Genomic DNA, 22,302 nt, shown 5'->3' on the forward strand with positions numbered 1-22,302 from the left:
GTGTCTTGCCGCTTACTGCTTGACCGCAAAGACCCACAGCGAGCCGCCGGGCGGCACCTTGGCCAGCCGCTCGTCGCCGGAGAACAGCGAGTAGACGCCGCCATAGCCGCTGGTCACTGCGACGTATTGCACGCCGTCCTGCTGCCAGGTCACCGGCTGTCCCTCGATCCCGGAGCCGGTCTGGAACTGCCAGAGCTTCTTGCCGGTGTCGGCGTCGAAGGCCTCGAACTCGCCGGTCAGCGCACCCGTGAACACGACGCCGCCCGCGGTCGACAACACGCCGGAGAAGCGCGGGATGTCGCTTGCCGCCTCCCACTTCGCCTTGCCGGTCATCGGATCGATCGCCTTCAGATGGCCGCGCGCGCCGTCACCCCATTCCCAGGGATCGGTGAGGTCCATGCCGAGATACCATTCACCCTGCTTGAAGGTGACCGGCTCCGACTTGTACTTGCCGCCGAAGGCGAGCGTGTTGGCGTAGGCGAGGCCGGTCTGCGGGTTGAACGACATCGGCTCCCAGTTCTTGCCGCCGAGGATCGACGGATAGACGGTGACCTTCTTGCCCTCGCGCGCATCCTTGACGACATCGGTTTCCATCGGGCGGCCGGTCTTCAGGTCAACGCCGGTTGCCCAGTTCACCTTCACGTAAGGATTGGCCGCGAGCAACTTTCCGTTGGTGCGGTCGAGCACGTAGAAGAAGCCGTTGCGGTTGGCATCCATCAGCACCTTGGTCGGCTTGCCGTCGACGTTCATATCGGCGAGGACCATCTCGGCCACGGAGTCATAGTCGAACGGATTGTTCGGCGAGAACTGGTAGTGCCACTTGATCTTGCCGGTCTTGGGATCCATCGCCAGCACGGAACAGGTGTAGAGATTGTCGCCGGGGCGCACGGCCGCGTTGAACGGACCGGGATTGCCGATACCCCAATAGACCGTGTTCAGCTCGGGATCATAGGAGCCGGTGATCCAGGTCGAACCGCCGCCGAGCTTCCAGGTGTCGCCCTTCCAGGTGTCGCCGCCGGGCTCGTCCGGCGAGGGGACCGAATGGGTGCGCCAGAGATGCTTGCCCGTTGCCGGATCCCAGCCGTCGATGAAGCCGCGGGTGCCGAACTCGGCGCCGGAAATGCCGGTGATGACGACGCCGTCGGCAACCAGCGGCGCGACCGTCATCGAATAGCCTTCCTTGATGTCGGCCGCCTTCTGCCGCCACAGCTCCTTGCCGTCCTTGGCGTCGATCGCGATCACGTTGGCGTCGAGCGTGGTGCGGAATAGCTTGCCGTCGAAGAGAGCGGCGCCGCGGTTGATGATGCCGCAGCAGACGATGCGCGGTGTCTCGGCCGGATATTCGATCTTGGATTTCCAGATCTGCTTGCCGGTCTTGGCGTCGACCGCCATGGTCGCATTGTGAGAGGTCACGTAGATCACGCCCTGGTACACCAGCGGCTGCGATTCCTCGCTGCGATCGTCGTTGAAGGAATAGTTCCAGACCGGGACGAGGTTCTTGACGTTGTCCTTGTTGACCTGGTTCAGCGTCGAGAAGCGCTGGAGATTGTAGCCCATCCCGTAATTGAGAACGTTCGACGTATCGGTTGCGCCTTTGACCAGTTGATCGGTCGTCTGTGCGCTCGCAACCGAGCATGCGGATATGACGAGGCTCGCGGCCATCGCAAAACGTTTCATCCGTTCCTCCCAATACGCGCGCCTTTTGGCGCTGCGGCAGCAACACTCGGTCCGAATGCAAAACCCGTCAATACGAAAGTCGAAAGCGCGCGGCCGATATGTTGGACGCCAGATGCCAGGCTTCACGCGGTAATCTTCGAGGATTTTTATTCGTCTTGCGCGAATGCGCTGCAGCAATTTCCACCGTGCGAAGATTGACGCAGCGCGAAATTTTGGCGCGACCCGGTCCCGTCGCGCGTGAGCATGACAATTCGACTTGAACCGACTTGGGCGTGCGGACTTATGTTGTCGCGATCCCCTGCGAATCGGGGCTCATGATCAGGGAGGTCTCAATGATATCGCGTCGCTCAGTTGCGCTTGCGTTCACGCTTGCCGTGTTGTCCGGTCCGGCCTGGTCGGTATCCGGCGGCGCCGTCAAGATGTTCGACACCGACAATGACGGCACGCTCGATCTCGCCGAGGTGAAGAAGGCGGCAGCGGCACTGTTTGCAAAGCTCGATCCCGATCACGATGGGACGCTCGATGTGCGCGAACTGCACGGACGGTTAACGGCGAAAGAACTCGCCGCTGCCGACCCCGATCATGATGGTACGTTGACGCTCGACGAATATCTTGCCGTGGTCGAGCAGCGCTTCAACGCGGCGAATCCTGACAAGGATGGAACGCTGGATGCGAAGGAGCTGAATTCGCGTGCCGGTCGCTCGCTCCTTCGATTGTTGCGGTGAGGGCGGCTGTGCTTGACTGGGAGCGAAGGCGATTTGCCCGAGAGTGATCTGTGCGCGTGTCACACGCCAGTTCGCTGTGTTCGTGGTCCGATTCCAGACTTGCGCGGTGACTGAGGCAGCCCTAGGTTTTGCCGGCGCGATGTCGCGCTCAATACTTGGGGAGACCCGAATGGCTTGGAAAGCTCCGAAGATCGTGGAAGTGCCGGTCGGCATGGAAATCAACATGTACGCCTGCGCTGCGCGCAAGTAAGACTGACGAACCTGCTGCGGCTTCGATGGCAAACGCCGTCGAAGCCGTGATAGTATCGGGGATGCGCGCGAGAGCCCATCTCTTCTGGACCATAGCTGCCTGCACGCTTGCGCTCGTACCGGCGCGCGCGAGCGCCGAAGAGGGGTTCGACACCGAGCATATTTTCGGCTTCACGATCGGCAGCGATGTCGGCAATCCCGGCGAGCGCGAACTGCAGACCCAGACGACGGGACGGTTCGGCAAGGGCGGCGGCACTTATCGCGCCATTGGCCAGGAGGTCGAGATCGAAATCGTGCCGCTGCCGAATTTTCGCATCGAGGTCGGCAGCACCGCCACGTTGCACGACATCACCGGCGTGCCCGATATCAATGATCGCCGCCAGTTCAATTTTCAGGGCCTCTCGCTCGACCTGCGTTATCGTTTGCTCGACCGTGAGAGCGCTCCGTTCGGGTTGACGATCGCCTCCGAGACCCATGGCGATCGCATCGACGAGATCAGTGGTGCGAAAGGGCGGATGTACGGCACCGACTTCACGCTCGCTCTCGATTGCGAGCTGATCCCGAATTTCGTGATCGGCGCGTTCAATCTGATCTACCAGCCGGAATGGGCGCGCTTCGAGGTGTCCGGGCTGTCCGAAAAGAGCTCCACCATCGGTGCCGCCTTCGCCGGCATGGTGCGCGTGAGCCCAAATGTGCTGCTCGGCGGGGAGATGCGCTACTTCCGCCAATATGAGGGCATCGGCCTCGGCGAGTTCTCAGGCCAAGCCCTGTTTGTCGGGCCGACCGCCTATTTCCAGCTCTCCGAGCAATCGCGACTCACGTTGAGCTGGAGCATGCAGGCCTGGGGGCGAGCGGCCGGATCAGGAGGTAATCTCGACCTCGTCAATTTCGAGCGCCATCAGGCAAGATTGGTGTTTGGAATTAACTTCTAGCAAAACGGGTTCCTTGCCATTTCTCACGCGTGTTTGAAACTTTCCCGCTGCGCCGAACGTAGCCTTTCGTGCTAATCTCAATCGCCCTGCGCGAGGATTCCCGGCATGAACCCGATCGACCTGGTGGTGACTGTGTGTGCGGTGCTCTCGCCTGCGACCTGCGAGGAGCAGCATCTGGTGTTCAACTATGCGGGGTCGCCGACGCAATGCGCAATGGCCGCGCCGCCCTATATCGCGCAATGGGTCGGTCAGCATCCGAAATGGCAGGCGGTGCGCTGGCGTTGCGAATATCCGCACCCGAACGACAAGGCGTGACGCGCTACTTCGTGCAGTCCTTCAGATCCTTGTCGGCGATCGAGAACACCGCGTCTGCCCCGATGTCGATGTCGCGGACCACGCACTGCCTTGAACTGGGATAGCTGACCTTGGCGTCGTAGCGACCGGGCTCGACCCCGGTGATGCGCAGCCGCTCGTCGTGGTCGACTTCCTTATCCTTGTCGTTCAGGCACTGGTTCGGACCCCAGTCGGTCTTGCCGGAGGGTGCAAGCTGGAATCCGGAGATCGTCTCGCTCGTCAGATTCCAGAGACGGATGCCTTTGCCCTTGGTTTGCGCAAGCGCCGCGCCCGGCATCGCGACCAACAGGATGCCGATGGCAATCAGCGCGCGCCGCATGGTGACCTCCCTCGACAATCTCGTTGGGTCCAGTTGACCACGAGTTCTCATTTCGATTCAAGCGGCAAGGCTGCGAGCTCCGCCCTGATCCTGGCAAGCTCGGCCTCGCTGCGCTCCGCGCGCGGGATCGCAATCGGCACCTCCTGCACGATGCGCGCCGGGCGCGGCGACAGGAAGAACAGGCGGTCGCCAAGGCGGATCGCATCATCCAGGCTGTGGGTGACCAGCAGCGTCATCACGGAACGGCTAGCCACCAGCGTCGCGATCTCGTCGCGCAATCGGCCGGCGAGCGCGTCGTCGAGTGAGGCGAGGGGCTCGTCGAGCACGAGCAGGTCGGGTTCCACTGCAAAGGCGCGGGCCAGTGCGACGCGCCGGGCGAGGCCTAGCGACAATTCTCCGGGAAAATGGCTGCGATGCGCGTCCAGCTCCAAAACTCTGAACAGCTCAGCGAGCTTCGCGTCGGTGACGTCAGGCGCAGCTAATCGCACGTTCTGCTCGACCGAGCGCCACGGCAGTAGCCGAGGCTCCTGGAACACCATGCCGATCCGCGCCTGCGGCGGACGCGCGACGTGGCCGTCGAAATCGTGGTCGAGCCCGAGGATGATGCGCAGCAAAGTGCTCTTGCCGCAGCCGGACGGGCCGATCAGCACGCCGACCTCGCCGGACTGAAGCGCGAATTTGACCGGCGCCAGCACCTCGTGCTTCTCGCCCGCGGCACTTTTGAACGTTTTGCCTGTGATCTCGACCTCAAGCCGCACGGGGCCGCCACCGCGTTGCGCGGGCCTCGAACGGCTGCACCAGTGCCGTCTCGATCACGAGCACGACCGCGGCGAATGTCAGGGAATAGGCGAGCAGCCGCGGCGTATCGAACAGCTGAAAGGCAACGCCGATCTCGAAGCCGACGCCATTCGGCCGTCCCAGCAGCTCGGCGACCAGCACGATCTTCCACACCAGCGACAGGCCGGAGCGGGCGGAGGCCGCGATATAAGGAGCGAGCTGCGGCAGCACGACGTGGCGGAACGCGCGCCAGCGCGGCATTGCGAATACGGCCGCCATCTCGTCGAGCGAACGGTCGAGCGCACGCGTGCCCTCGCGCAAGGTGACGACCGCGGTCGGCAGCTTGTTGATGGCGATGGCAGCGATGGCCGCGGCCTCAGTGAGCCCGGCCCAGATATAGGCCAGTACGATCACGACCAGCGCGGGCAGGTTGAGCAGCAGGATCAGCCAGGGATCGCCGAGCCGGTCGGCGAGTTTGACCCGCCCCATCAGATAGCCGATGGCGCTGCCGAGCGACATCGCCAGCACAAAGGAGAGAGCGACGCGCGCAAGCGTAGCGCCGAGATGCAGGAACAGCGCGCCGCTCGCAGCTTCCGCGATGATGACGTTGAAGACGGCCGGCGGGGAAGGCAGCTTTGCGCCGCCGACGAACAATGCGGCGGTCCACCAGATCACGAGAAACAGAGCGAAGGAGAGAAGTCGCAGCATCTCAGTCTCCGGGGACTGCATGATAGAACGTGCCGGGATCGAGCTCGGCTGCCGGTCCGACCAGGTCGCGACCACCAATCCCAGCCAGCACACGATAGAGCACGCGCGCATCCGCCTCCTCATCGGAGATGCTCCGGCGCGGAATTCCGTCGCGATAGCGATCGCGATAGGTCTTCAGCATGGCCGGATCGCTCGCGCCGGTGAGTGGGGCGATCTTGTCCCAGGCCGCATCCGAGGTGACCAGCAATTGTTTGGCCTTGCGGGTCATGGCGATGAAACGCGCCAGGGCGTCGCGATGGCTCGCGGCCCAGCCCTCATCGAAGACGTAGCCGACGGCGGACACCGCGCCCTTGGCGCCGAGTTTCGGCAAAATCTCTTCGATGCCGGCGAGGCGCCGAAAACCTTTGGCCTCGAGCTGGGCGCAGAAATTCCAGAAATTCAGGCTCGCATCCATCTCGCCGTCGAGCGCCTTGGCGGCGATCAGAGGCGGCGCGCCATAGACGATCGTCGCATCCGACTTCAGGTCGATGCCGTCCTGCTTCATCCGCGCCTGCAGCAGCAGCCAGCTCTTGTCGATGGGGCCGCCGCCGACGGCGAGCTTGCGGCCCTTCAGATCGGCAAGCGTCTTGATCGGCGAGGCCGCGGGCACCATCACGGCGCCGAGCGCGCTGGAATAAGGATAGAAGGTGAGCTTGGCGCCGAGCGCGCGCTCGCGCGACACCCAGAGCCAGTCCGACAGCATGATGTCGGCATTGCCGGCGCGCAGTGCGATTTTGCCGGCCTCGGGGCTCGCGAGCTCGGTGACTTCCAGCGCCAGATTGGCCTCCTTGTCGAGCCCGGCCTCGCGGATGGTCGCCAGTTCCCAGGAGAACGTTCCGGTCTTCTGCACCGCCAGGCGGATGGTGTCCGCGGCGTGGGCGGCCGAGCCCAGCATCAGCGCCAATGTCGTTGCGAGCGCCAATATTCGTGCCAAAACTCTCATCACCTTGTGAGCCATTTCCTCGAAGGGAGTGCTTTTCAGGACAATAGGCATAGCATAGCTTCCATCGCAACCAGCGGGAGGACGCTCATGAGTTTTGCGGGACAGGTACGACCGATTGTCGCCGCTGTGGTCGTGCTCGCGGCGACCGTCTACGCGGCCCGGGCCGAGGAAGCCAATGATTATCCCACGTCGGCGCGCGCGGAATATGTCTATGGCTGCATGAAGGCCAATGGCGAGACGCGGCAGGCGATCGAGCAATGCTCCTGCTCGATCGACGTTGTCGCCTCGATCGTCAGCTACGAGCGCTACGTCACCGCCGAGACCGCGCTCAGCATGTCGCAGGTCCGAGGCAATCTCGGCACCCAGTTCCGGACATCAGAGCAGGCGAATTCGGCTGTGAATGATCTGCGGCGGGCGCAGGCGGAAGCCGAGGTAAGGTGCTTCTAGAGCTTGCTGCGTAGACGGTGCCCTCTTCCTTCTCCCCTTGTGGGAGAAGGTGGCGCGAAGCGCCGGATGAGGGGTATGTCTCCTCATACTCAGACATTTGATGGCGTCGCTCGCGGAGAGGTACCCCTCACCCGTCTCGCCGCTGTGCGGCGATCCACCCTCTCCCACAAGGGGGGAAAATCAGCGCGAGCCTTAGGAAACTAAGTGCCCGGCTTCTCCACGTCCCACTCATTGCGGAACACGTGCCCGTCCGTGTCCTTGGCTTCCGCGCGAAAGCGCTTCGCGCCGTTGGAGACATAGGTGAAGCGCAGATTGGGATCTTCCGAGATCGAGATTCCGCCTTCCATCGACAGCACGGGGCTGTCGTCCTGCGTCAGCTTCAGCTGGTTGATGAAGAAGGCGGGAATATAGAGCTGCGTGACCTGATCCATCTGCAGGCCGGAATTATTGGGATGGCCGATCATGATCTGCGCTTCGCGGATGCGGCTCGCCGGCGCTTCCTCGCGCGCGAATTGCCGGTAGCGCATCTGGCCGCGGTGGTTCTGCGCCTCCTCCGCGTTCTTCCCCGCCGGGGCCGAGCAGCCGCCGGAGGCCTTCACATAGGTCTTGGAAACATAGAGCTGGCCGTCGCTGAGCTCGGCAACCGCATGTACGTCGGTATAATTGTTGACGCGCACACGGGTGGAGATCTCGGTGACGTTGGCATCCGACCCGAGTTCGAATTTCGCGGCCATCGGCGCCGGATTGCGATCGATCACCAGTGTGATCGAGCGGATGCGGCGGGCATCGCCCGGTGACAGCTTGCTGCGCAGGGTGACGGGTACGATCGCCGCATCCTCGGCGCGATAAGGCATTTCGATCGCGATGACGTTGCTGCCGTCATTCATCGGACGGCTGTTGAAGATGTCCTGCACCAGGCCCGGCCAGGGATCGTACGCCTCTTCGGCACTCGCCGGCACGGCAAAGACGATGCCGAGGAGCGCGGCAATCAGGGGCAGGGGGCGTATGCATCCCGTCATGGTTATGGTCCCGTACGGACGAAGCAGTTATCCGACTAGCGTAGCGCGCCCGCTACTCCCATTCAATTTCAGAAAATGCTGCGGTTGCGTTGCGCGCGTTGTAGTCGTCGAACAGTTCCCAGTGCGACCGCTCGGTTGCAGCCGCCTTATCGGCGGCGGTCCGGATCGGCTCTCCCTTCTTGTTCGAGGCACGAACGTCCGACAGCAGCGTCGAGAGATAACGCCGTTCGTCAGCCAGCGCGCCAGGCCATTCGCTCACAGGGCCGTGACCGGGAATGACGCGCACCGCCGGAACCGTCTCCAGCTCTTTCAGCAGGGTAAGCCAGCCGCGGATGCTGCCATCCATCACCGGAACGTGGCGGAGAAAGACCAGATCGCCGGCAAACAGCGTCTTCGTCGTCTCGTCGAATACCGTCAGATCGTTGTCGCTGTGCGCGGCCGGCCATGCCCGCAAGGTCAGCCGACGCGATCCGAGATCGAGCGTCATGGCGTCCTTTACCAGTACAGTGGGCGGCACGATCTTTACGGGATCGATCAGTTCGCCGCCCATGATGCGCTTGAAATTGTCGAGATAATACGGCCCGCGCGTCGCCAGCGCCTGCGGCAGCTTGCTGTGGCCGACGAAGCTCGTTCCGTCGGCGACGAACGCGCCATTGCCGAAAACATGATCGGGATGGCCGTGAGTGTTGATGACATAGCGGATCGGCTTCTTGGTGCGGGCGCGCACCGCGGCCAGAAGCGCCTCGCCTTCACGAAGGCTGCCTCCGGTATCGATCACCGCCACCGCATCCTCGCCGACAATGAAGCCGACATTGGCAATGTCGCCCTCGTTCTCGCGGGTCATCAGGGCAATGGTCCCGGAGTGCACGAAGATTCCTTGTGCGACTTCGCTCACAGGCAATTCGGTTGCCCCAGCGCGTGCTAGCGTCGCGAGTCCGAGCAGCGACAAGGCTGCGATCTTTGATGTGAGGTGCGACACTTTTCCGCCTCAGTTCAGGGTTTGCGCATTGCACTGCAACACAACAAACCAACGCCAGGTTTGGTAGAACATGGTGCGTCCATGCGTTGCATGGATAGCATTCGGACGAGTTGCATGGATAGCATTCGGACGAAATGAGGAGGAAGCGCGATGACGGAGGCCGGACGACATCGTCGCTGGTTGTTTTCACTGTGTCTGATGACGGCGTCTTGCGTGATCGGTGACGCTGCCGTCGCGCAGACGACTGATAGTGGAGATCTCTCGTTCGAGCTGGTCGACCCCAAGGTGCTGCGCGTCTGCGCCGATCCGCGCAATCTGCCGTTTTCCAACGAGAAGGGCGAAGGGATCGAGAACAAGCTCGCCGAGCTGTTCGCGGACAAGCTCCAGAAGAAGCTCGACTACGTGTTCTTCCCGCAGGCCACGGGCTTTGTGCGCATGACGCTGGGTGCGCATCGCTGCGACGTCATCATGGGGTTTCCGCAGGGCGACGAGCTCGTGCAAGGCACCAATCCTTACTATCGCACGTCGTATGCGCTGGTCGCGAAATCAGGCGGCGGACTTGAAGACGTCGACACGCTCGAGGACGCCAGGTTGAAGGGCAAGCATGTCGGCATCGTCGCCGGCACGCCGCCTGCGACCAACATGGCACTCGCCGGCCTGATGGGCGATGCCAAGCCGTATCCGCTGATGATCGACACGCGCTACGACAATTCGGCGCAGGCCATGATCGATGATCTCGCCGCTGGCAAGATCGACGCCGGCGTGCTGTGGGGACCCATGGCGGGGTACTACGCCAAGAAGGCCGGCTCGCTGCACGTGACGCCGCTGGTGAAGGAAACCACCGGTCCAAAACTGGTCTATCGCATCGGCATGGGTGTACGTGCCGCCGACCAGAATTGGAAGCGGCAGCTCAACAAGCTGATCCAGGAGAACCAGGGCGAGATCAACAAGATCCTGATCGATTTCGGTGTGCCGCTGCTGGACGAAAGCGATCGGCCACTTGGCGCGGAGGCGGCTAAGAAGGCGCCATGAGATGGCCTCTTGCCGCAGCGCTCGTCGCCGCCATGTTGGCGGCGCCGCTCTTGGCGCAGCAGCAGGAGCCGTTTGAGCCCGAGGGCTATCGCACCGATAACTACCGCGCGCCGGTTCCGGCAACGCTGGAAGGCGCACGCGTGCTCACGACCGCTGAAGTGGAAGCGATCTGGCGGTCGAAGAGCGGTGCTTTCATCGACGTGCTGCCGCGTGCGCCGAAGCCGAAGAACCTTCCCGCAGGCACGGTGTGGCGTGACATGCCGCGCAGAAACATCCCGGGCAGCATCTGGCTGCCTGACACCGGCTATGGCGCGCTGGCTCCGGCCATGGACGATTATCTTCAGCGCGGTTTCATACAAGCCTCGCACGGCAACAAGGCCACGCTGCTCGTGATCTATTGCCTCGCCGATTGCTGGATGTCCTGGAACGCCGCCAAGCGCGCGCTGGCTTACGGTTATTCCAACATAGCCTGGTACCCCGAGGGGACCGACGGCTGGGAGCATGCTAAGTTGCCAACGGAAGACGCACAGCCGGAGCCGCGGCCGGAGCAGTAGTTGTTGTCGTCATTGCGAGCGCAGCGAAGCAATCCAGAGTCCCTCCGCCGAAAGATTCTGGATTGCTTCGCTGCGCTCGCAATGACGATGTGGGTAGAGCTTCGTCAACGAAGCGCGACGAAAGCCTAGTCCTATTGCTTCTGCAACTTCGTCAGCGTGCCCGTGCCATCCGCATCCGTCGCGGTGTAGGTCACCCTATCGCCGGCGTGGACGGCATCCAGCATCACGGCGTCCTTGGCCTTATATTGCTGGAGCGCGCCGGCGCCGCCCGTACTGCCGCCGACCGTGCCCTTCTGCATCTGCTGTATCGAAATCGTGTTGTTGAGCCGATTGATGCTGGTGACCATTCCGGTCATGTCGTCAGCAAATGCGCTGGATGCGAGCATGGTGATGGCTGCAGCGCCTGCGAAGATGAATTTTGCTGTTCCCATCGAGGCCTCCCGGCGTTCGAGATTCACGGGACAAGCAATCCTAGTTCGATTTGGTTCCGGCAGAAAGCGCTTCCAACATTAACGATCGCGTTGATATTGCGGGAACTTTTACGAAAGCTGTCAACAGGGCTGACGCTATTCCATTTCCTGCTGGATGACACGGCCAAGCGCGAACAGGCGCTGGTCGATCGTGGTGGGAACCTCGCAGACGAAGCGCACCACCTTGCGGCGATCCTCGAAGATGCGAGTCTCCCAGATCAGCTGGTTGCTCATGGCATCGACCTTGGTGTCGTCGCGCGGCGTTGCGTCCTGTAGCGCCTGGAGCTGGACGGTCTCCTCGCGAATCTTGTCGGCCGCCTCGCGTTGCTTGTGGCTGACGCGTTCGAGCCCGCGCATGACCTGGGAGCGCTGGGCATTCAGCGTGTCGAAAAGGCCGGCGAACAACAGCTTTGCGCTGGCGGTCTTGTCGGCGGCCGAGCCCGCGAGATACTCCTTCACCGACTTTTCGGCTTCGTCCAGCGGCGTCTTGCGTGCCGCGAGCTTCGAGACCAGCGCGCTGACCTTGCTGTCGTCCTTCCACTTGCTCTCGACATCGTCGAGCGCAGGACCGGCCCAGACCGCGGCGAGCGAGATGTCGGGCACCTTAGCCTGTGCACAGGGCCAGTCGGGATAGCGCGGATCGGCTGCGCGTGCGGCCGTGCCCGATACCGCGAACGCAAGAGCCACAACGGCAAACGTCCGAACCATCATCCTTCGCCTCCCGCAGGCCCACGCCGCGCCAGCCCTCGCGACGGATCATAGGCGAAAATCGCGCCGACCATGAAGATGATTGTGCAAGCTCCGACCACGGCCAGCGAGATCCAGTTGATCTGCCCATACAGCGCGAAGCGGATCAGCTCGACCGCGTGGGTGAACGGATTGGCCTGGCAGACATAGTAGAGATATGGGCTGCCCTCCTGTACCCGCCACAGCGGGTACAGCGCTGAGGAGGCAAAGAACATCGGGAAGATCACAAAATTCATCACGCCGGCAAAGTTCTCCAGCTGCTTGATGCCGGAGGAAATCAGCATGCCGAGCGAGCCCAGCATCAGCCCGGACAGGATCAACGCCGGCAGCACGGTAAGATAGCCGATCGGGGGAGGCGTAATGTCCCAGAACCAGGCGATGATCAGGAACGCATAGACCTGGAGCAGCGACACCGCGGTGCCCGCGAGCAGCTTGCAGAACAGCAGGAATCCGCGCGGCAGCGGGCTCACCAGCAGCGTGCGCATATTGCCCATCTCGCGGTCATAGACCATCGAGAGCGAGGACTGCATGCCGTTGAACAGCTGGATCATCGCCATCAGCCCGGGCGCGATGAAGACCTCGTAGAGGATGTAGGTTTCGTAGGGCGGTATGATGGAGATGCCGAGCACCTGGCGGAAGCCGGCAGCGAAGATGAACAGCCAGACCAGGGGCCGCACCAGCGCCGAGATGAAACGCTCGCGCTGATGCAGGAAGCGCAGCCCTTCGCGCCAGACGATGCCGGTCAGGCAGGTCATGTACTCGGAGGTTGAGAAGCCGCGCGGCGCGTCGCGCGTGGCGATGCTGCTCATGCGCCTCCTCCCAGCATCGTCTGCGCGCCGGTCAGGCGCATGAAGGCGGTGTTGACGTCCTGCGCGCCGGCCTCGGTGACGACGCGGCTCATCGGGCCCTGCGCCAGCACCTTGCCCTGGTGCAACACCACGAGGTCGTCGCCGGCCATGATCTCGTCGAACAGATGCGTGGCCCAGAGCACGCCGATGCCTTGCTCCGTGACGAGCTGGCGGACGTGGCTGATGATGTCGGCGCGCGCCTTGACGTCGAGACCGACGGTCGGCTCGTCCAGCAGCAACAGCCGCGGTCGATGCAGCAGCGCGCGGGCGATCTCCAGCCGCCGCATCTGGCCACCGGAGAGATCGCGCACCTTGCTGCCGGCGCGGTCGGAGAGGCCGATGCGCGCGAGCAGCTCGGCGCTGCGCGCGGCCGCCTCGCGACGGCTTATGCCGTGGAGGGCTGCGTGATAGAGCAGATTCTGCGTCAGCGACAGATCGAGATCGAGCGTGCGCGGCTGGAACACGACGCCGAGCAGGCGCAGTGCCTCGCCCGGCGTGCGGCTGATGTCATGGCCGAAAATGCCGACGCGGCCGGTCTGGATGCCGAACAGCCGCGTGATCAGCGAGAACAGCGTGCTTTTGCCCGCGCCGTTAAGGCCGAGCAGGGCGGTGAAGCTCGCAGGCTGCACGTTGAAGGAGACGTCGATCAGCGCCCGGCGCGGGCCGTAAGAATGGCTGACGCCATCGATTGACAGCGCCGGCACCGCGGCCGGATCAGGCCGTAGCGTCTCGCGTGGTTCGGCGATGGGAGCAGGGCTGGTCATGGCGCGATCGTGATGCCCCAGGGCAGTTCGCCCACCTGAATGGTCTTGATCACCTTCTGCGCGGCGACGTCGATGACGGAAACGTCGTTCGACACGCCGTTGGTGGTGAGCAGATATTTCTCGTCCGGCGTGAATGCCATGTGCCAGACCCGCTGGCCCACCAGCAGATATTTCGTCACCTTGCGCGTGGCGGTGTCGACCACGGCAACGCGATTGGCGGGGCCGAGCGCGACGAAGGCGGTCTTGTCATCCTTGGTCATGCCGATACCGACCGGCTGGATCGCCTCCTTCCTCAAACCTGGAATCTCGAAATTGACCTTGCCGATCACCTCATGCTTGTTGGGATCGATGATCGACACTGTGCCGCCGATCTCGGACGACACCCACAATTCGGAGGCGTCGTGCTTGAATTCGGCAAAGCGCGGCCGCGGATCGACCAGCACGTTGGCGACGATCTGGCGCGACGATGTGTCGATGAAATGCGCCATGTTGGTCGTCTCGGAGGTGTTAATCAAAATCTTGCCGTCGGGGCTGATGGTCATGCCCTCGGGCTCGACGCCGACCTGGATGTCGCCAAGGCGGGCGCGCTTCTCGAGATCGATCACGGTCACCGTGTTGTCGTTCTCGTTGGCGACATAGAGCGTCTTGCCGGCAGCATCTTGAGTGAACAGCTCGGGGTCGGGACCGGAGGGCAGGGTGTCCACCACTCCTTGCGTCTTGGCGTCGATGACCTGGATGGTGTCGTCGTCGCCGACCGCGACCATCACGAATTTGCCGTCGCGGGTGAACTCGATGCCCCGCGGGCGCTGGCCGACCTTGATGGTCTTGGTCACGGTCCAGCTCTCGGTGTCGATCACCGACACCGTGTTGCTCTTTTCGTTGGAGACATAGGCCACGAAGGCATGGGCGGGCGCTGCCGCGAGCACCAGTCCGGACAGCAATCCGACACGCAACATCCGTATTCTCATTTTAGCTTGCATTTGCTCTCCGGGCGATCGTAGCCGAGCGTGTCGAGCTCGGAGACCTGGTGCAGAAACCCTTCCTGCGGCGACACCGACACCACCATGCGGCCGTCGACCAGCAGGATCGGCTGGCGCAATTGGAGATTCCAGTCGCGCAGTGTCAGCCTGGTGCCCTTGAAGGCGGCGACCTCGAAATTCGGCCCCTTGATGAAATCGGTCACCTTCTTGACGTTGCCGGAATTGGTGCGCGAGGCGGCCTCGCCGATCATCCGTACTGCCGTCCAGACCTGCATGTCGAGCGCGGTCATCCGCCGCGCGTTCAGCTTCGTGAAGCGGTTCTGCATCTGCGTCGCGCCCCATTGATCCTGCGCGGCGTCCCAGCTCCGCGGCACCAGGCCGGCCGAGCCCGCGACGGGCCGCGGATCCCACGTGCGGTAGGGCAGATAGGCTGCGAACACTTCGCTCTCGTCGGCGGCGACCAGCACGTCGTAAGCGGGAGCCTGTTGCGTGAACACCGGCATCTGGCGCTGGATCAGCGTCACGCCGGAGTCCGTGCGGCGCGCGCCGCCTTTGTCCTCGAACGTGCGCTCCTGCACGATCTTGGCACCGAAGCGCGTGGCGGCCCGGCGCAGTGCATCGGCGTAGAGCTTGTCCTCGTCATGCGAGCCGACCACGAGCAGCCAGCGCGACCATCGCTTCCACACCAGATACTGGCCGAGCGCATCCGCCAGCATCGACCGTGTCGGCGCGGTGTGGATCACGTTGGCGCGGCAATCGGCCTCGCGTAGCCGCTCGTCGATGGCGCCGGCGTTGAACAGCAGCGTGCCGCGATCACGCAATGCGTCGGCCACTTTCAGAAGCGCATCGGCTGGCAGGTCGGCGATGATGAAGCCGTTGTGCTCAGCGAGCGTGGATGCGGCTTGGACCGGGTCCTCGCCCTCCTTGACGCGGCGCTCTTCCAGCGTGAAGCGCTGATTGAGGAATTTTCCGGTGGTGTTGTTATCCTCGATCGCGAGCTTCGCGCCGGCAACGCCGTCATTGTCCGCGGGCTGCTCAACCAGCGACAGCGTCGATCTGGTGCCGGCTACACCGAGATAGCCGACGCCGATCGTGACCGGGTCGGCCGCGAGCGCTTGCATCGCTGCCAGACACAGGCCGATCGGGCCGAGCAACCATCGGATCATGCTTCCTCCCGACGTTCTCCCCGGCTTGACCGCCGGTGGAGAATTGTCTCTCTTGAAGCATGACCGATTTGGCAGGGCTTGCAACCCCGCATTTGGTCATCGCGACACGACAAGCGGAATCACGATCATGCGAGCACTCATATGTTTCGCGGCTTTGCTGCTGACGGGTTCGCCGACGCTCGCCGCTTCGCCAAAGCTAGCCGTGTTCGATTTTGAGCTGATCGACACAAGCCTGCCCGGCGAGTTCTACGGCTCGAAGCCGGAAGAGGTGCGGCTCGCGCATATCAGCGACCAGCTGCGCAAGGAACTAGCAGATTCAGGCCGGTTCCAGATGCTCGATATCGCGCCGGTCAGGGATGCTGCACATCACGCCAATCTGCAGGCCTGCGGCGGCTGCGATCTCAAACTTGCCGGGCAACTCGGTGCCGACCTCGAAATCACCGGCATGGTGCAGAAGGTCTCGAACCTGATCATCAATCTGAACATCTATTTGCGGGACGTGAAGACTGGCAAGATGATCACGGCGGCCAGCGCAGACATGCGCGGCAACACGGATGAATCCTGGTCGCGCACGATGAGCTATCTGATCCGCAACCGCCTGCTGGCGCCGAATTACGGCAAGCCGGAGTAGATCCTTCTCTCCGCGAGTCGAGAATCGTAGGGTGGGCAAAGGCGCACTTGCGCCGTGCCCATGATCAATCAATAATTCGAGAGAAATCGTGGGCACGCTTCGCTTTGCCCACCCTACTACGATACTGCGGTCGCGGAGAGATCCCCCTCATCACAGGGGGGAGAAGGGAGGAAAAATCACCCCTTCAATCGCTCTGCATGCCAGTGCAGATGGTCGCTCATGAACGTCGAGATGAAGTAATAGCTGTGGTCGTAGCCCGGCTGACGCCGCAGCGTCAGCGGGATGTTGGCCTTGGTGCAAGCCGCCTGCAGCAGCTCCGGCTTGAGCTGCTCTTTGAGGAAATTGTCGGCCTCGCCGACGTCGACGAGGAAGCCGGAATATGTCGCGCCGTCCTCGATCAGCGCCACCGTGTCATGGCTGCGCCAGGCATCTTTGTTCGACCCGAGATAGCCGGTCAGCGCCTTGATGCCCCAAGGCACCTGCGACGGCGCAACGATCGGGGCGAAGGCGCTCGCCGCGCGATAGCGGTGCGGGTTGCGCAGCGCCACGGTCAGCGCGCCGTGGCCGCCCATGGAATGGCCCATCACCGATTGCCGCCTGGCATCGACGGGAAAATTTCCCGCCACGAGTTTGGGCAGCTCGTCGGTGACATAGCTCCACATGCGATAATTGCGCGCGAACGGCGCTTCGGTCGCATCGACATAGAAGCCGGCGCCGAGGCCGAAATCGTAGGCGTTGTCGGCGTCGCCCGGCACGTCGGGTCCGCGCGGGCTGGTGTCGGGGGCGACGAAGATCAGGCCGAGCTCGGCGCAGGCTTTGCGGAATTCGCCCTTCTCGGTGACGTTCGCATGGGTGCAGGTGAGGCCGGAGAGATACCAGACCACGGGCAGCTTGGCGCCGTCGGCATGCGGGGGAACATAGACCGAGAACACCATGTCCGTCCCGGTCGCCTGGCTCGCATGGCGATACACGCCCTGGACGCCGCCATAGGATGTATTGGTCGAGACAGTCTGGATCGTCATGCCGTTTTGCTCCGTGGCATCTCACCACATCAAGAATGCAATGCCTGTGTGACCGAATTAGTGCGGGCGCGCAAACTCTGACCCAAGATCAGGCCACGCCGCTGTCGATCGCGAGCCGCACCAGCTCGACCGAGGTCTTCACCCCGAGCTTCTGGCGCATGATCGAGGAGGTGTTGGCGACCGTCTTGTAGGACGATTGCACCAGCCAGGCGATCTCGGACAGGCTTTTTCCCGCGCTGAGTAACCGTAAAATCTCCATCTCGCGCGCATTCAGCTTCGACAACGGGCTCCGCGCCAGCGTCGGTCCTGCGAAAGCGATGCTACGGGCGATCGCGCTCGGAAGGTAAGTGCCGCCGCCGCCGACGGTGCGGATCGCCTCGACGAGATCGTCGGGATCGCCGGTCTTGGAGACGTAGCCCTTGGCGCCACACTCGATCGCGCGCGCCGCGAAGGCCGGGTCGTCATTCATGCTGAACATGATGATGCGGGCCTCGGGCGCGCGCTCGAGGATGCGGCGCGCCAGCTCGAAGCCGGACACGGTTGGCAGGTTGATGTCGATCACGCAGAGATCGGGGCGCTCAACGATGAAGATGCACTCGCCATCTTCGGCGTCGGCGGCCTCCAAAATCTCGATCTCGCCTTCGTCGGCCAGCACGGCACGGCAGCCGGAGGCAACAATGGGATGATCGTCGACGATCAGAATGCGCATAGGCGTTCCCCGCGACAGCGCCCACATGTTTTGCGCCGCATGATTCCGGATGAGACAGACAGGCATCTCATGTCGGGTCATGCAACCCGGCCGGGATTGCTGTACGCTTTCGATTAGATATCGGGCGCTTCGTCTCTGTCAACGCCATCGGACAGGCGGGCGAACCTTCGTGGGGTAGGCGAACAATGTGGCAAAATCTATCCTTGCGCGGGCGCATCAACCTCCTGCTGGCGCTGCTGCTTGCACTCGGGCTCGCCGTCAACATCGCCCGCCAGGTCGCGGAGGCCGGTCCCCGCGTGCAGGCCGAGGACCAGAGCGTGATCCGGCTGGCGCGCGAATTCATCGAGATGATCGTTGCCGATCTCAACGAGGCACCCGATCCCGATGCCAGGCTGGACCAGATCGCGCGCGACCTGAACCGTCTGCGCCATGTCAGCATCGCGCTCCGGGACGCCAGCGGGAACCCGCTGACGCCGCCACGGCCGGATGCCGATGACGACACGCCCGGGCCGCCGGTTTGGTTCGTCAGCCTGGTTCATCCTGAGCAGACCGCAGTCGGCGTGCCGGTCTCGGTCCATGGCAAGCCCGGTTCGCTGGTCATCACCTCGCATCCCAATGACGAGATCGCCGAGATCTGGGACGCCATCGTTACGCAACTCGAGGTCGGCTCAGCCATCGCGCTCGTGCTGTTCCTGGTGATGATGACGGTCGTCGGCAGGGCCCTCGCGCCGCTCGAGTCCCTCGCGCAGACCATGGCCGAGCTGGAGAGTGGTCGCTACGACGCGCGCGTGACGCCTGGCGGCGCGCCTGAGCTCGCCGCGATCTGCACCAAGCTTAATCATCTCGCTGCGACCCTGGGCGAAGCGGTCGAGGACAAGCGGCGGCTTGCCGAGCGCGCTGTGTCGCTCCAGGACGTCGAGCGCAAGGAGATCGCGCGCGAGCTGCACGACGAGTTTGGACCTTATCTGTTCTCACTGCGCGCGCATGCCAGCGCGCTGGCGAAGCTCGCCGACGGGCGTGCACCAAGCGCAGATGCCGTGAGAAAGCACGGCGGCGCCTTGCTCGAACAAATCAACGCGCTGCAGCAGTTTACCCGTCGTGTGCTGGAGCGGTTGCGGCCGGTTGGTCTTGCCGAGCTTGGCCTCGGCAAGGCGCTGGAATCGCTGTCGCGGCTGTGGCGGGAATCGCATCCTGACGTGACGATCGAGACCACGATCTCGCCGGCGCTTGGGATCACCGGGGAGACTGCCGACCTCACCATCTACCGTGTCGTGCAGGAGGCGCTCACCAATGCGTTCCGCCACGCCGGCGCGACCGCGATCAACGTGCTGATCGAGCCGGCGGAGCAGCCGGGCCGCGACGGTCGCGGCTGTGCCCGAGTGCGGGTCAGCGACAACGGCCGCGGCATGGAGCCGGGCCAGAAGCTTGGCTTCGGTCTCGTCGGCATGCGCGAGCGGATTCTGGCGCTCGGCGGCACGCTCAACGTCGCCTCAGGCGAGGGCGGCGTCACCGTGGAGGCGCTGGTTCCGACCGCGGCGGTCTGATCGCGGCCGGTTTGATCGGGAGGATTCCCGATCGGGAAAAATTCCCGATTTCGTCGGGAAAACGGGTGCGGAGAGTGCCCGACCTTTTGTGGCTGGTGCATGAGCCGCCGCCGAATACACTCATCACAACCAAACGGCGAAAACCAAAACAGCCGAAGGTTACGGGTGGAGCGATGGGAATGGGCAGGCCGGGACACGCGCGAATTCTGCTGATGGCCTCGGTCTCGACGGGGTTGGTGTCCGGCCTCGGTTTCGCGACGAACGCAGGTGCGGCGCAGGACGAGGAGACCAACGTCCAGAACTTGCCCGCGGTCGAGGTGGTGGCGCCGCAGCCAACCGCACGGCGCGCGCCTTCGCGGACAGTACCTGCGCGGACCGCAGCGAACTCCGACAAGCCGAAGGCTGGCCGGATCTATGTCTACCCGACATCGCCCGGCACCGGCAGGGGTCTCGATGTCGACAAGGTTCCGTCGGCGATCAACGCCGTTGACGCCAACCAGATCAAGCGCACCGGCTCGCTCAACGTCACGGATGCGCTACGCGACAACATCGCCGGCGTCAGCATAAGCGAGGTCACCGGCAACCCGTTCCAACCGAACGTGGAATTCCGCGGCTTTGTCGCTTCGCCCGTAACCGGCACGCCGCAAGGACTTGCGGTGTACCAGAACGGTGTTCGCATCAACGAAGCCTTCTCGGACGCCGTCAACTGGGACCTGATCCCGACGGCGGCGATCAGGTCGGCGACGCTGGTGACCAACAACCCCGCTTTCGGCCTCAACGCGCTGGGTGGCGCGATCAATCTGCAAATGAAGGATGGCTTCACCTATCAAGGTGCTGAGCTTGATGTGATGGGCGGCTCGTTCGGCCGCATCCAGGGCTCGGCGCAATGGGGCAAGCAGGTCGACAAGAACTACGGCATCTACGCCGCGCTCGAAGGCCTGCACGACAACGGTTTCCGCAACTTCTCCCAATCCGACGTGCGGCGCTTCTACAGTGATGTCGGCTACAAGGCCGGCGACAGCGAATTCCACGTCAATATGGGCGTCGCCAAGAACGATTTCGGCGCCAGCGCCACGGTTCCCGCCGAGCTGCTGAATAATTATTGGGGCGCGACCTACACGACGCCACAGACCAGCTCCAACCGCGTCGGTTATCTCAACCTGACCGCCAAGGCCGACGCGACGCCGACCTGGACACTCGAAGGCACCGCGCATCTGCGCAGGTACGAGCAGAAGATCGTCGACGGCAATCCGACCGACGTCGGCGAGTGCACGGCGGACGCGACGCTGCTGTGCTTCGGCGACGGTGCGACGCCCGCGAACGGCACGAATGGCCTCCAGCTTGGCAATCCCTTCGCGTCGGGCACGATCCTCGGCGAAATCGACCGGAGCTCGATCCGCTCGACCACCTTTGGTGTATCGGGCCAGGCCACCAACGCCGATCAGTTGCTCGGACACGACAACCGCTTCGTGATCGGCACAAGCTACGACGCCAGCGTCACGCGCTACGATGCCACTGCCGAGATCGGTTCGATGGGCGAGAACTATCTCGTGAGCGGCAGCGGTCTCTTCCTGGGGCCGACCGGCACGATCGATACCGGCTTTGCCGGTCCCGTCTCGCTGCGGACTGTCAATCAATATAACGGCGTATACGCGATGGATACGTTCAACGTCACGGACGCCTTAGCGATCACCGGCGGAGGCCGCTTCAATGTGGCGCGCATCTCGCTGGAGGACCAGCTCGGCACTGCGCTCAACGGCGACTACACCTATTCCCGGTTCAATCCGGTGATCGGCGGAACTTACAAGATCACGCCCGGGCTGACCGCCTATGCCGGCTATTCGGAGGCCAATCGCGTGCCGACGCCGCTGGAGCTCGGCTGCGCCGATCCGAACAATCCTTGTCTCATCGCGGCGTTTCTGGTCTCCGACCCGCCGTTGAAGCAGGTCGTCTCCAAGACCGTCGAAGCGGGCCTGCGCGGCACCAAGGAGCTGAACATCGGCACGCTCGGGTGGAAGATTGGCGGCTTCCGCGCCACCAACTACGACGACATCCTGGCTGTCCCCGCTCCGGGCCGGACTGGCTTTGGCTATTTCACCAACGTCGGCAGGACACGTCGGCAGGGGCTCGAGGCGGAGGTCAACATCAAATCGCCGACGCTTCAGTTCCAGGCGAGCTACACCTTCGTCGATGCCCGCTTCCTTGATGCATTGACGCTCGGCTCAGACAGCCCGTTCGCCGATGCCGATGGCAATATCCAGGTCTTGCCTGGCAACCAGATCCCCGCGATCCCCCGCCACCGCATCAAGGTCGGGGTCGACTATGCCGTCACCGACGAGTGGAAGGTCGGCGGCAACGCGCTGTTCGTCTCCAGCCAGTACCTCGTTGGCGACGAATCCAACCAATATTCGAAGCTGCCGTCCTATACGGTCTTCAACCTCCACACCTCCTATCAGGTGACCAAGACCGTTCAGCTCTATGGCAAGATCGACAACATCTTCGACAACCGCTACGCCACCTACGGACAGTTCTTCGACACCACCGCGCTGCCGAACTTCGCGAATGGCGGCAACAATTTCAACGACCCGCGCTCGCTGAGCCCGGCAAGGCCGCGCGCGTTTTACGCGGGGGCGCGGGTGACGTTCTAGATACCTTCGCAGCCGAGAC

General features: G+C 63.3%; 25 protein-coding genes. 10 read left to right on the forward strand and 15 right to left on the reverse strand.

Annotation, left to right across the window (positions count from 1 at the left end):
- Positions 1-12 precede the first annotated feature (12 nt).
- The gene (locus ABIA96_RS19795) at positions 13-1,677 is read right to left on the reverse strand and encodes a methanol/ethanol family PQQ-dependent dehydrogenase (protein ID WP_354138722.1); all 1,665 of its coding nucleotides are present in this window, start codon (positions 1,675-1,677) and stop codon (positions 13-15) included.
- Between the two features lie 332 nt (positions 1,678-2,009).
- Here ABIA96_RS19795 and lanM point away from each other — a divergent pair, with 332 nt between their 5' ends.
- From lanM to ABIA96_RS19815, 4 genes are all read left to right on the forward strand, one after another.
- A complete protein-coding gene (gene lanM / locus ABIA96_RS19800; protein ID WP_354138723.1) occupies positions 2,010-2,402 on the forward strand; it encodes a lanmodulin LanM in 393 nt (130 codons plus the stop codon).
- Positions 2,403-2,571: 169 nt separating this feature from the next.
- On the forward strand, positions 2,572-2,652 hold the full coding sequence (gene pqqA, locus ABIA96_RS19805; protein ID WP_012029362.1) for a pyrroloquinoline quinone precursor peptide PqqA: 81 nt from the start codon (positions 2,572-2,574) through the stop codon (positions 2,650-2,652).
- A 25-nt stretch (positions 2,653-2,677) separates the two neighbouring features.
- Positions 2,678-3,583, forward strand: a complete 906-nt coding sequence (locus ABIA96_RS19810; protein WP_354138724.1) for a DUF6662 family protein — start codon at positions 2,678-2,680, stop codon at positions 3,581-3,583.
- Between the two features lie 105 nt (positions 3,584-3,688).
- Positions 3,689-3,898, forward strand: coding sequence for a hypothetical protein (locus ABIA96_RS19815; RefSeq protein WP_354138725.1), 210 nt, complete (start codon positions 3,689-3,691; stop codon positions 3,896-3,898).
- A gap of 4 nt (positions 3,899-3,902) precedes the next feature.
- Here the strand turns inward: ABIA96_RS19815 and ABIA96_RS19820 are convergent, their stop codons facing one another.
- Genes ABIA96_RS19820 through ABIA96_RS19835 form a run of 4 tightly spaced genes read right to left on the reverse strand, consistent with a single transcriptional unit; the run spans position 3,903 to position 6,675 of the window.
- Entirely contained in the window at positions 3,903-4,256 is a 354-nt protein-coding gene (locus ABIA96_RS19820; RefSeq protein WP_354138726.1) for a hypothetical protein, read from the reverse strand.
- Between the two features lie 47 nt (positions 4,257-4,303).
- Positions 4,304-5,014, reverse strand: a complete 711-nt coding sequence (locus ABIA96_RS19825; RefSeq protein WP_354138727.1) for an ABC transporter ATP-binding protein — start codon at positions 5,012-5,014, stop codon at positions 4,304-4,306.
- On the reverse strand, positions 5,004-5,741 hold the full coding sequence (locus tag ABIA96_RS19830) for an ABC transporter permease (RefSeq protein WP_354138728.1): 738 nt from the start codon (positions 5,739-5,741) through the stop codon (positions 5,004-5,006). Before ABIA96_RS19830 ends, ABIA96_RS19825 begins: the two co-directional genes overlap by 11 nt.
- 1 nt (position 5,742) lies before the next feature.
- Positions 5,743-6,675, reverse strand: a complete 933-nt coding sequence (locus ABIA96_RS19835) for an ABC transporter substrate-binding protein (protein WP_502918841.1) — start codon at positions 6,673-6,675, stop codon at positions 5,743-5,745.
- A 135-nt stretch (positions 6,676-6,810) separates the two neighbouring features.
- Here ABIA96_RS19835 and ABIA96_RS19840 point away from each other — a divergent pair, with 135 nt between their 5' ends.
- Positions 6,811-7,170, forward strand: a complete 360-nt coding sequence (locus ABIA96_RS19840; protein WP_354138730.1) for a hypothetical protein — start codon at positions 6,811-6,813, stop codon at positions 7,168-7,170.
- A 200-nt stretch (positions 7,171-7,370) separates the two neighbouring features.
- On the opposite strand, the gene ABIA96_RS19845 is transcribed toward ABIA96_RS19840, so the two are convergent.
- Positions 7,371-8,189, reverse strand: a complete 819-nt coding sequence (locus tag ABIA96_RS19845; RefSeq protein WP_354138731.1) for a quinoprotein dehydrogenase-associated SoxYZ-like carrier — start codon at positions 8,187-8,189, stop codon at positions 7,371-7,373.
- A gap of 52 nt (positions 8,190-8,241) precedes the next feature.
- Entirely contained in the window at positions 8,242-9,168 is a 927-nt protein-coding gene (locus tag ABIA96_RS19850; protein WP_502918836.1) for a quinoprotein relay system zinc metallohydrolase 2, read from the reverse strand.
- A gap of 150 nt (positions 9,169-9,318) precedes the next feature.
- On the opposite strand from ABIA96_RS19850, the gene ABIA96_RS19855 reads away from it, so the two are divergent.
- Positions 9,319-10,200 (forward strand): substrate-binding domain-containing protein, encoded by an 882-nt coding sequence (locus ABIA96_RS19855; RefSeq protein WP_354138732.1) that lies wholly within the window; start codon positions 9,319-9,321, stop codon positions 10,198-10,200.
- Positions 10,197-10,754: a PQQ-dependent catabolism-associated CXXCW motif protein gene (locus ABIA96_RS19860; RefSeq protein ID WP_354138733.1), complete on the forward strand. Its 558-nt coding sequence runs from the start codon at positions 10,197-10,199 to the stop codon at positions 10,752-10,754. The genes ABIA96_RS19855 and ABIA96_RS19860 overlap by 4 nt, the downstream gene beginning before the upstream one ends.
- Before the next feature lie 131 nt (positions 10,755-10,885).
- Here ABIA96_RS19860 and ABIA96_RS19865 read toward each other — a convergent pair whose 3' ends face one another.
- The 6 genes from ABIA96_RS19865 to ABIA96_RS19890 form a co-directional block, all read right to left on the reverse strand.
- Positions 10,886-11,185 carry a copper-binding protein gene (locus ABIA96_RS19865; protein WP_354138734.1) on the reverse strand — a complete coding sequence of 100 codons (300 nt, stop codon included), beginning with the start codon at positions 11,183-11,185 and terminating at the stop codon, positions 10,886-10,888.
- Positions 11,186-11,320: 135 nt separating this feature from the next.
- Positions 11,321-11,935, reverse strand: coding sequence for a hypothetical protein (locus tag ABIA96_RS19870; protein WP_354138735.1), 615 nt, complete (start codon positions 11,933-11,935; stop codon positions 11,321-11,323).
- Positions 11,932-12,780, reverse strand: a complete 849-nt coding sequence (locus ABIA96_RS19875) for a lanthanide ABC transporter permease protein PedC (protein ID WP_354138736.1) — start codon at positions 12,778-12,780, stop codon at positions 11,932-11,934. The genes ABIA96_RS19870 and ABIA96_RS19875 overlap by 4 nt, the downstream gene beginning before the upstream one ends.
- Positions 12,777-13,583, reverse strand: a complete 807-nt coding sequence (locus tag ABIA96_RS19880) for a lanthanide ABC transporter ATP-binding protein PedB/LutE (protein WP_354138737.1) — start codon at positions 13,581-13,583, stop codon at positions 12,777-12,779. Before ABIA96_RS19880 ends, ABIA96_RS19875 begins: the two co-directional genes overlap by 4 nt.
- A complete protein-coding gene (locus tag ABIA96_RS19885) occupies positions 13,580-14,539 on the reverse strand; it encodes a YVTN family beta-propeller repeat protein (protein ID WP_502918837.1) in 960 nt (319 codons plus the stop codon). The genes ABIA96_RS19880 and ABIA96_RS19885 overlap by 4 nt, the downstream gene beginning before the upstream one ends.
- Positions 14,540-14,547: 8 nt before the next feature.
- A complete protein-coding gene (locus ABIA96_RS19890; protein ID WP_354138739.1) occupies positions 14,548-15,729 on the reverse strand; it encodes a lanthanide ABC transporter ABC transporter substrate-binding protein PedA1 in 1,182 nt (393 codons plus the stop codon).
- Positions 15,730-15,856: 127 nt separating this feature from the next.
- On the opposite strand from ABIA96_RS19890, the gene ABIA96_RS19895 reads away from it, so the two are divergent.
- Complete coding sequence (locus tag ABIA96_RS19895; RefSeq protein WP_354138740.1) at positions 15,857-16,360, forward strand: DUF3280 domain-containing protein; 504 nt, start codon at positions 15,857-15,859, stop codon at positions 16,358-16,360.
- A gap of 176 nt (positions 16,361-16,536) precedes the next feature.
- Here ABIA96_RS19895 and fghA read toward each other — a convergent pair whose 3' ends face one another.
- A complete protein-coding gene (gene fghA, locus ABIA96_RS19900) occupies positions 16,537-17,382 on the reverse strand; it encodes an S-formylglutathione hydrolase (protein WP_354138741.1) in 846 nt (281 codons plus the stop codon).
- An 88-nt stretch (positions 17,383-17,470) separates the two neighbouring features.
- A complete protein-coding gene (locus ABIA96_RS19905; protein ID WP_354138742.1) occupies positions 17,471-18,091 on the reverse strand; it encodes a response regulator in 621 nt (206 codons plus the stop codon).
- A gap of 185 nt (positions 18,092-18,276) precedes the next feature.
- Here ABIA96_RS19905 and ABIA96_RS19910 point away from each other — a divergent pair, with 185 nt between their 5' ends.
- Together ABIA96_RS19910 and ABIA96_RS19915 are read left to right on the forward strand one after the other, a co-directional pair.
- Positions 18,277-19,635, forward strand: a complete 1,359-nt coding sequence (locus ABIA96_RS19910; protein ID WP_354138743.1) for a histidine kinase — start codon at positions 18,277-18,279, stop codon at positions 19,633-19,635.
- Between the two features lie 179 nt (positions 19,636-19,814).
- The gene (locus ABIA96_RS19915; protein ID WP_354138744.1) at positions 19,815-22,283 is read left to right on the forward strand and encodes a TonB-dependent receptor; all 2,469 of its coding nucleotides are present in this window, start codon (positions 19,815-19,817) and stop codon (positions 22,281-22,283) included.
- The last annotated feature ends 19 nt before the right edge of the window (positions 22,284-22,302 follow it).

The organism is Bradyrhizobium sp. LB11.1, from assembly GCF_040549385.1.
Taxonomy (GTDB): Bacteria; Pseudomonadota; Alphaproteobacteria; order Rhizobiales; family Xanthobacteraceae; genus Bradyrhizobium.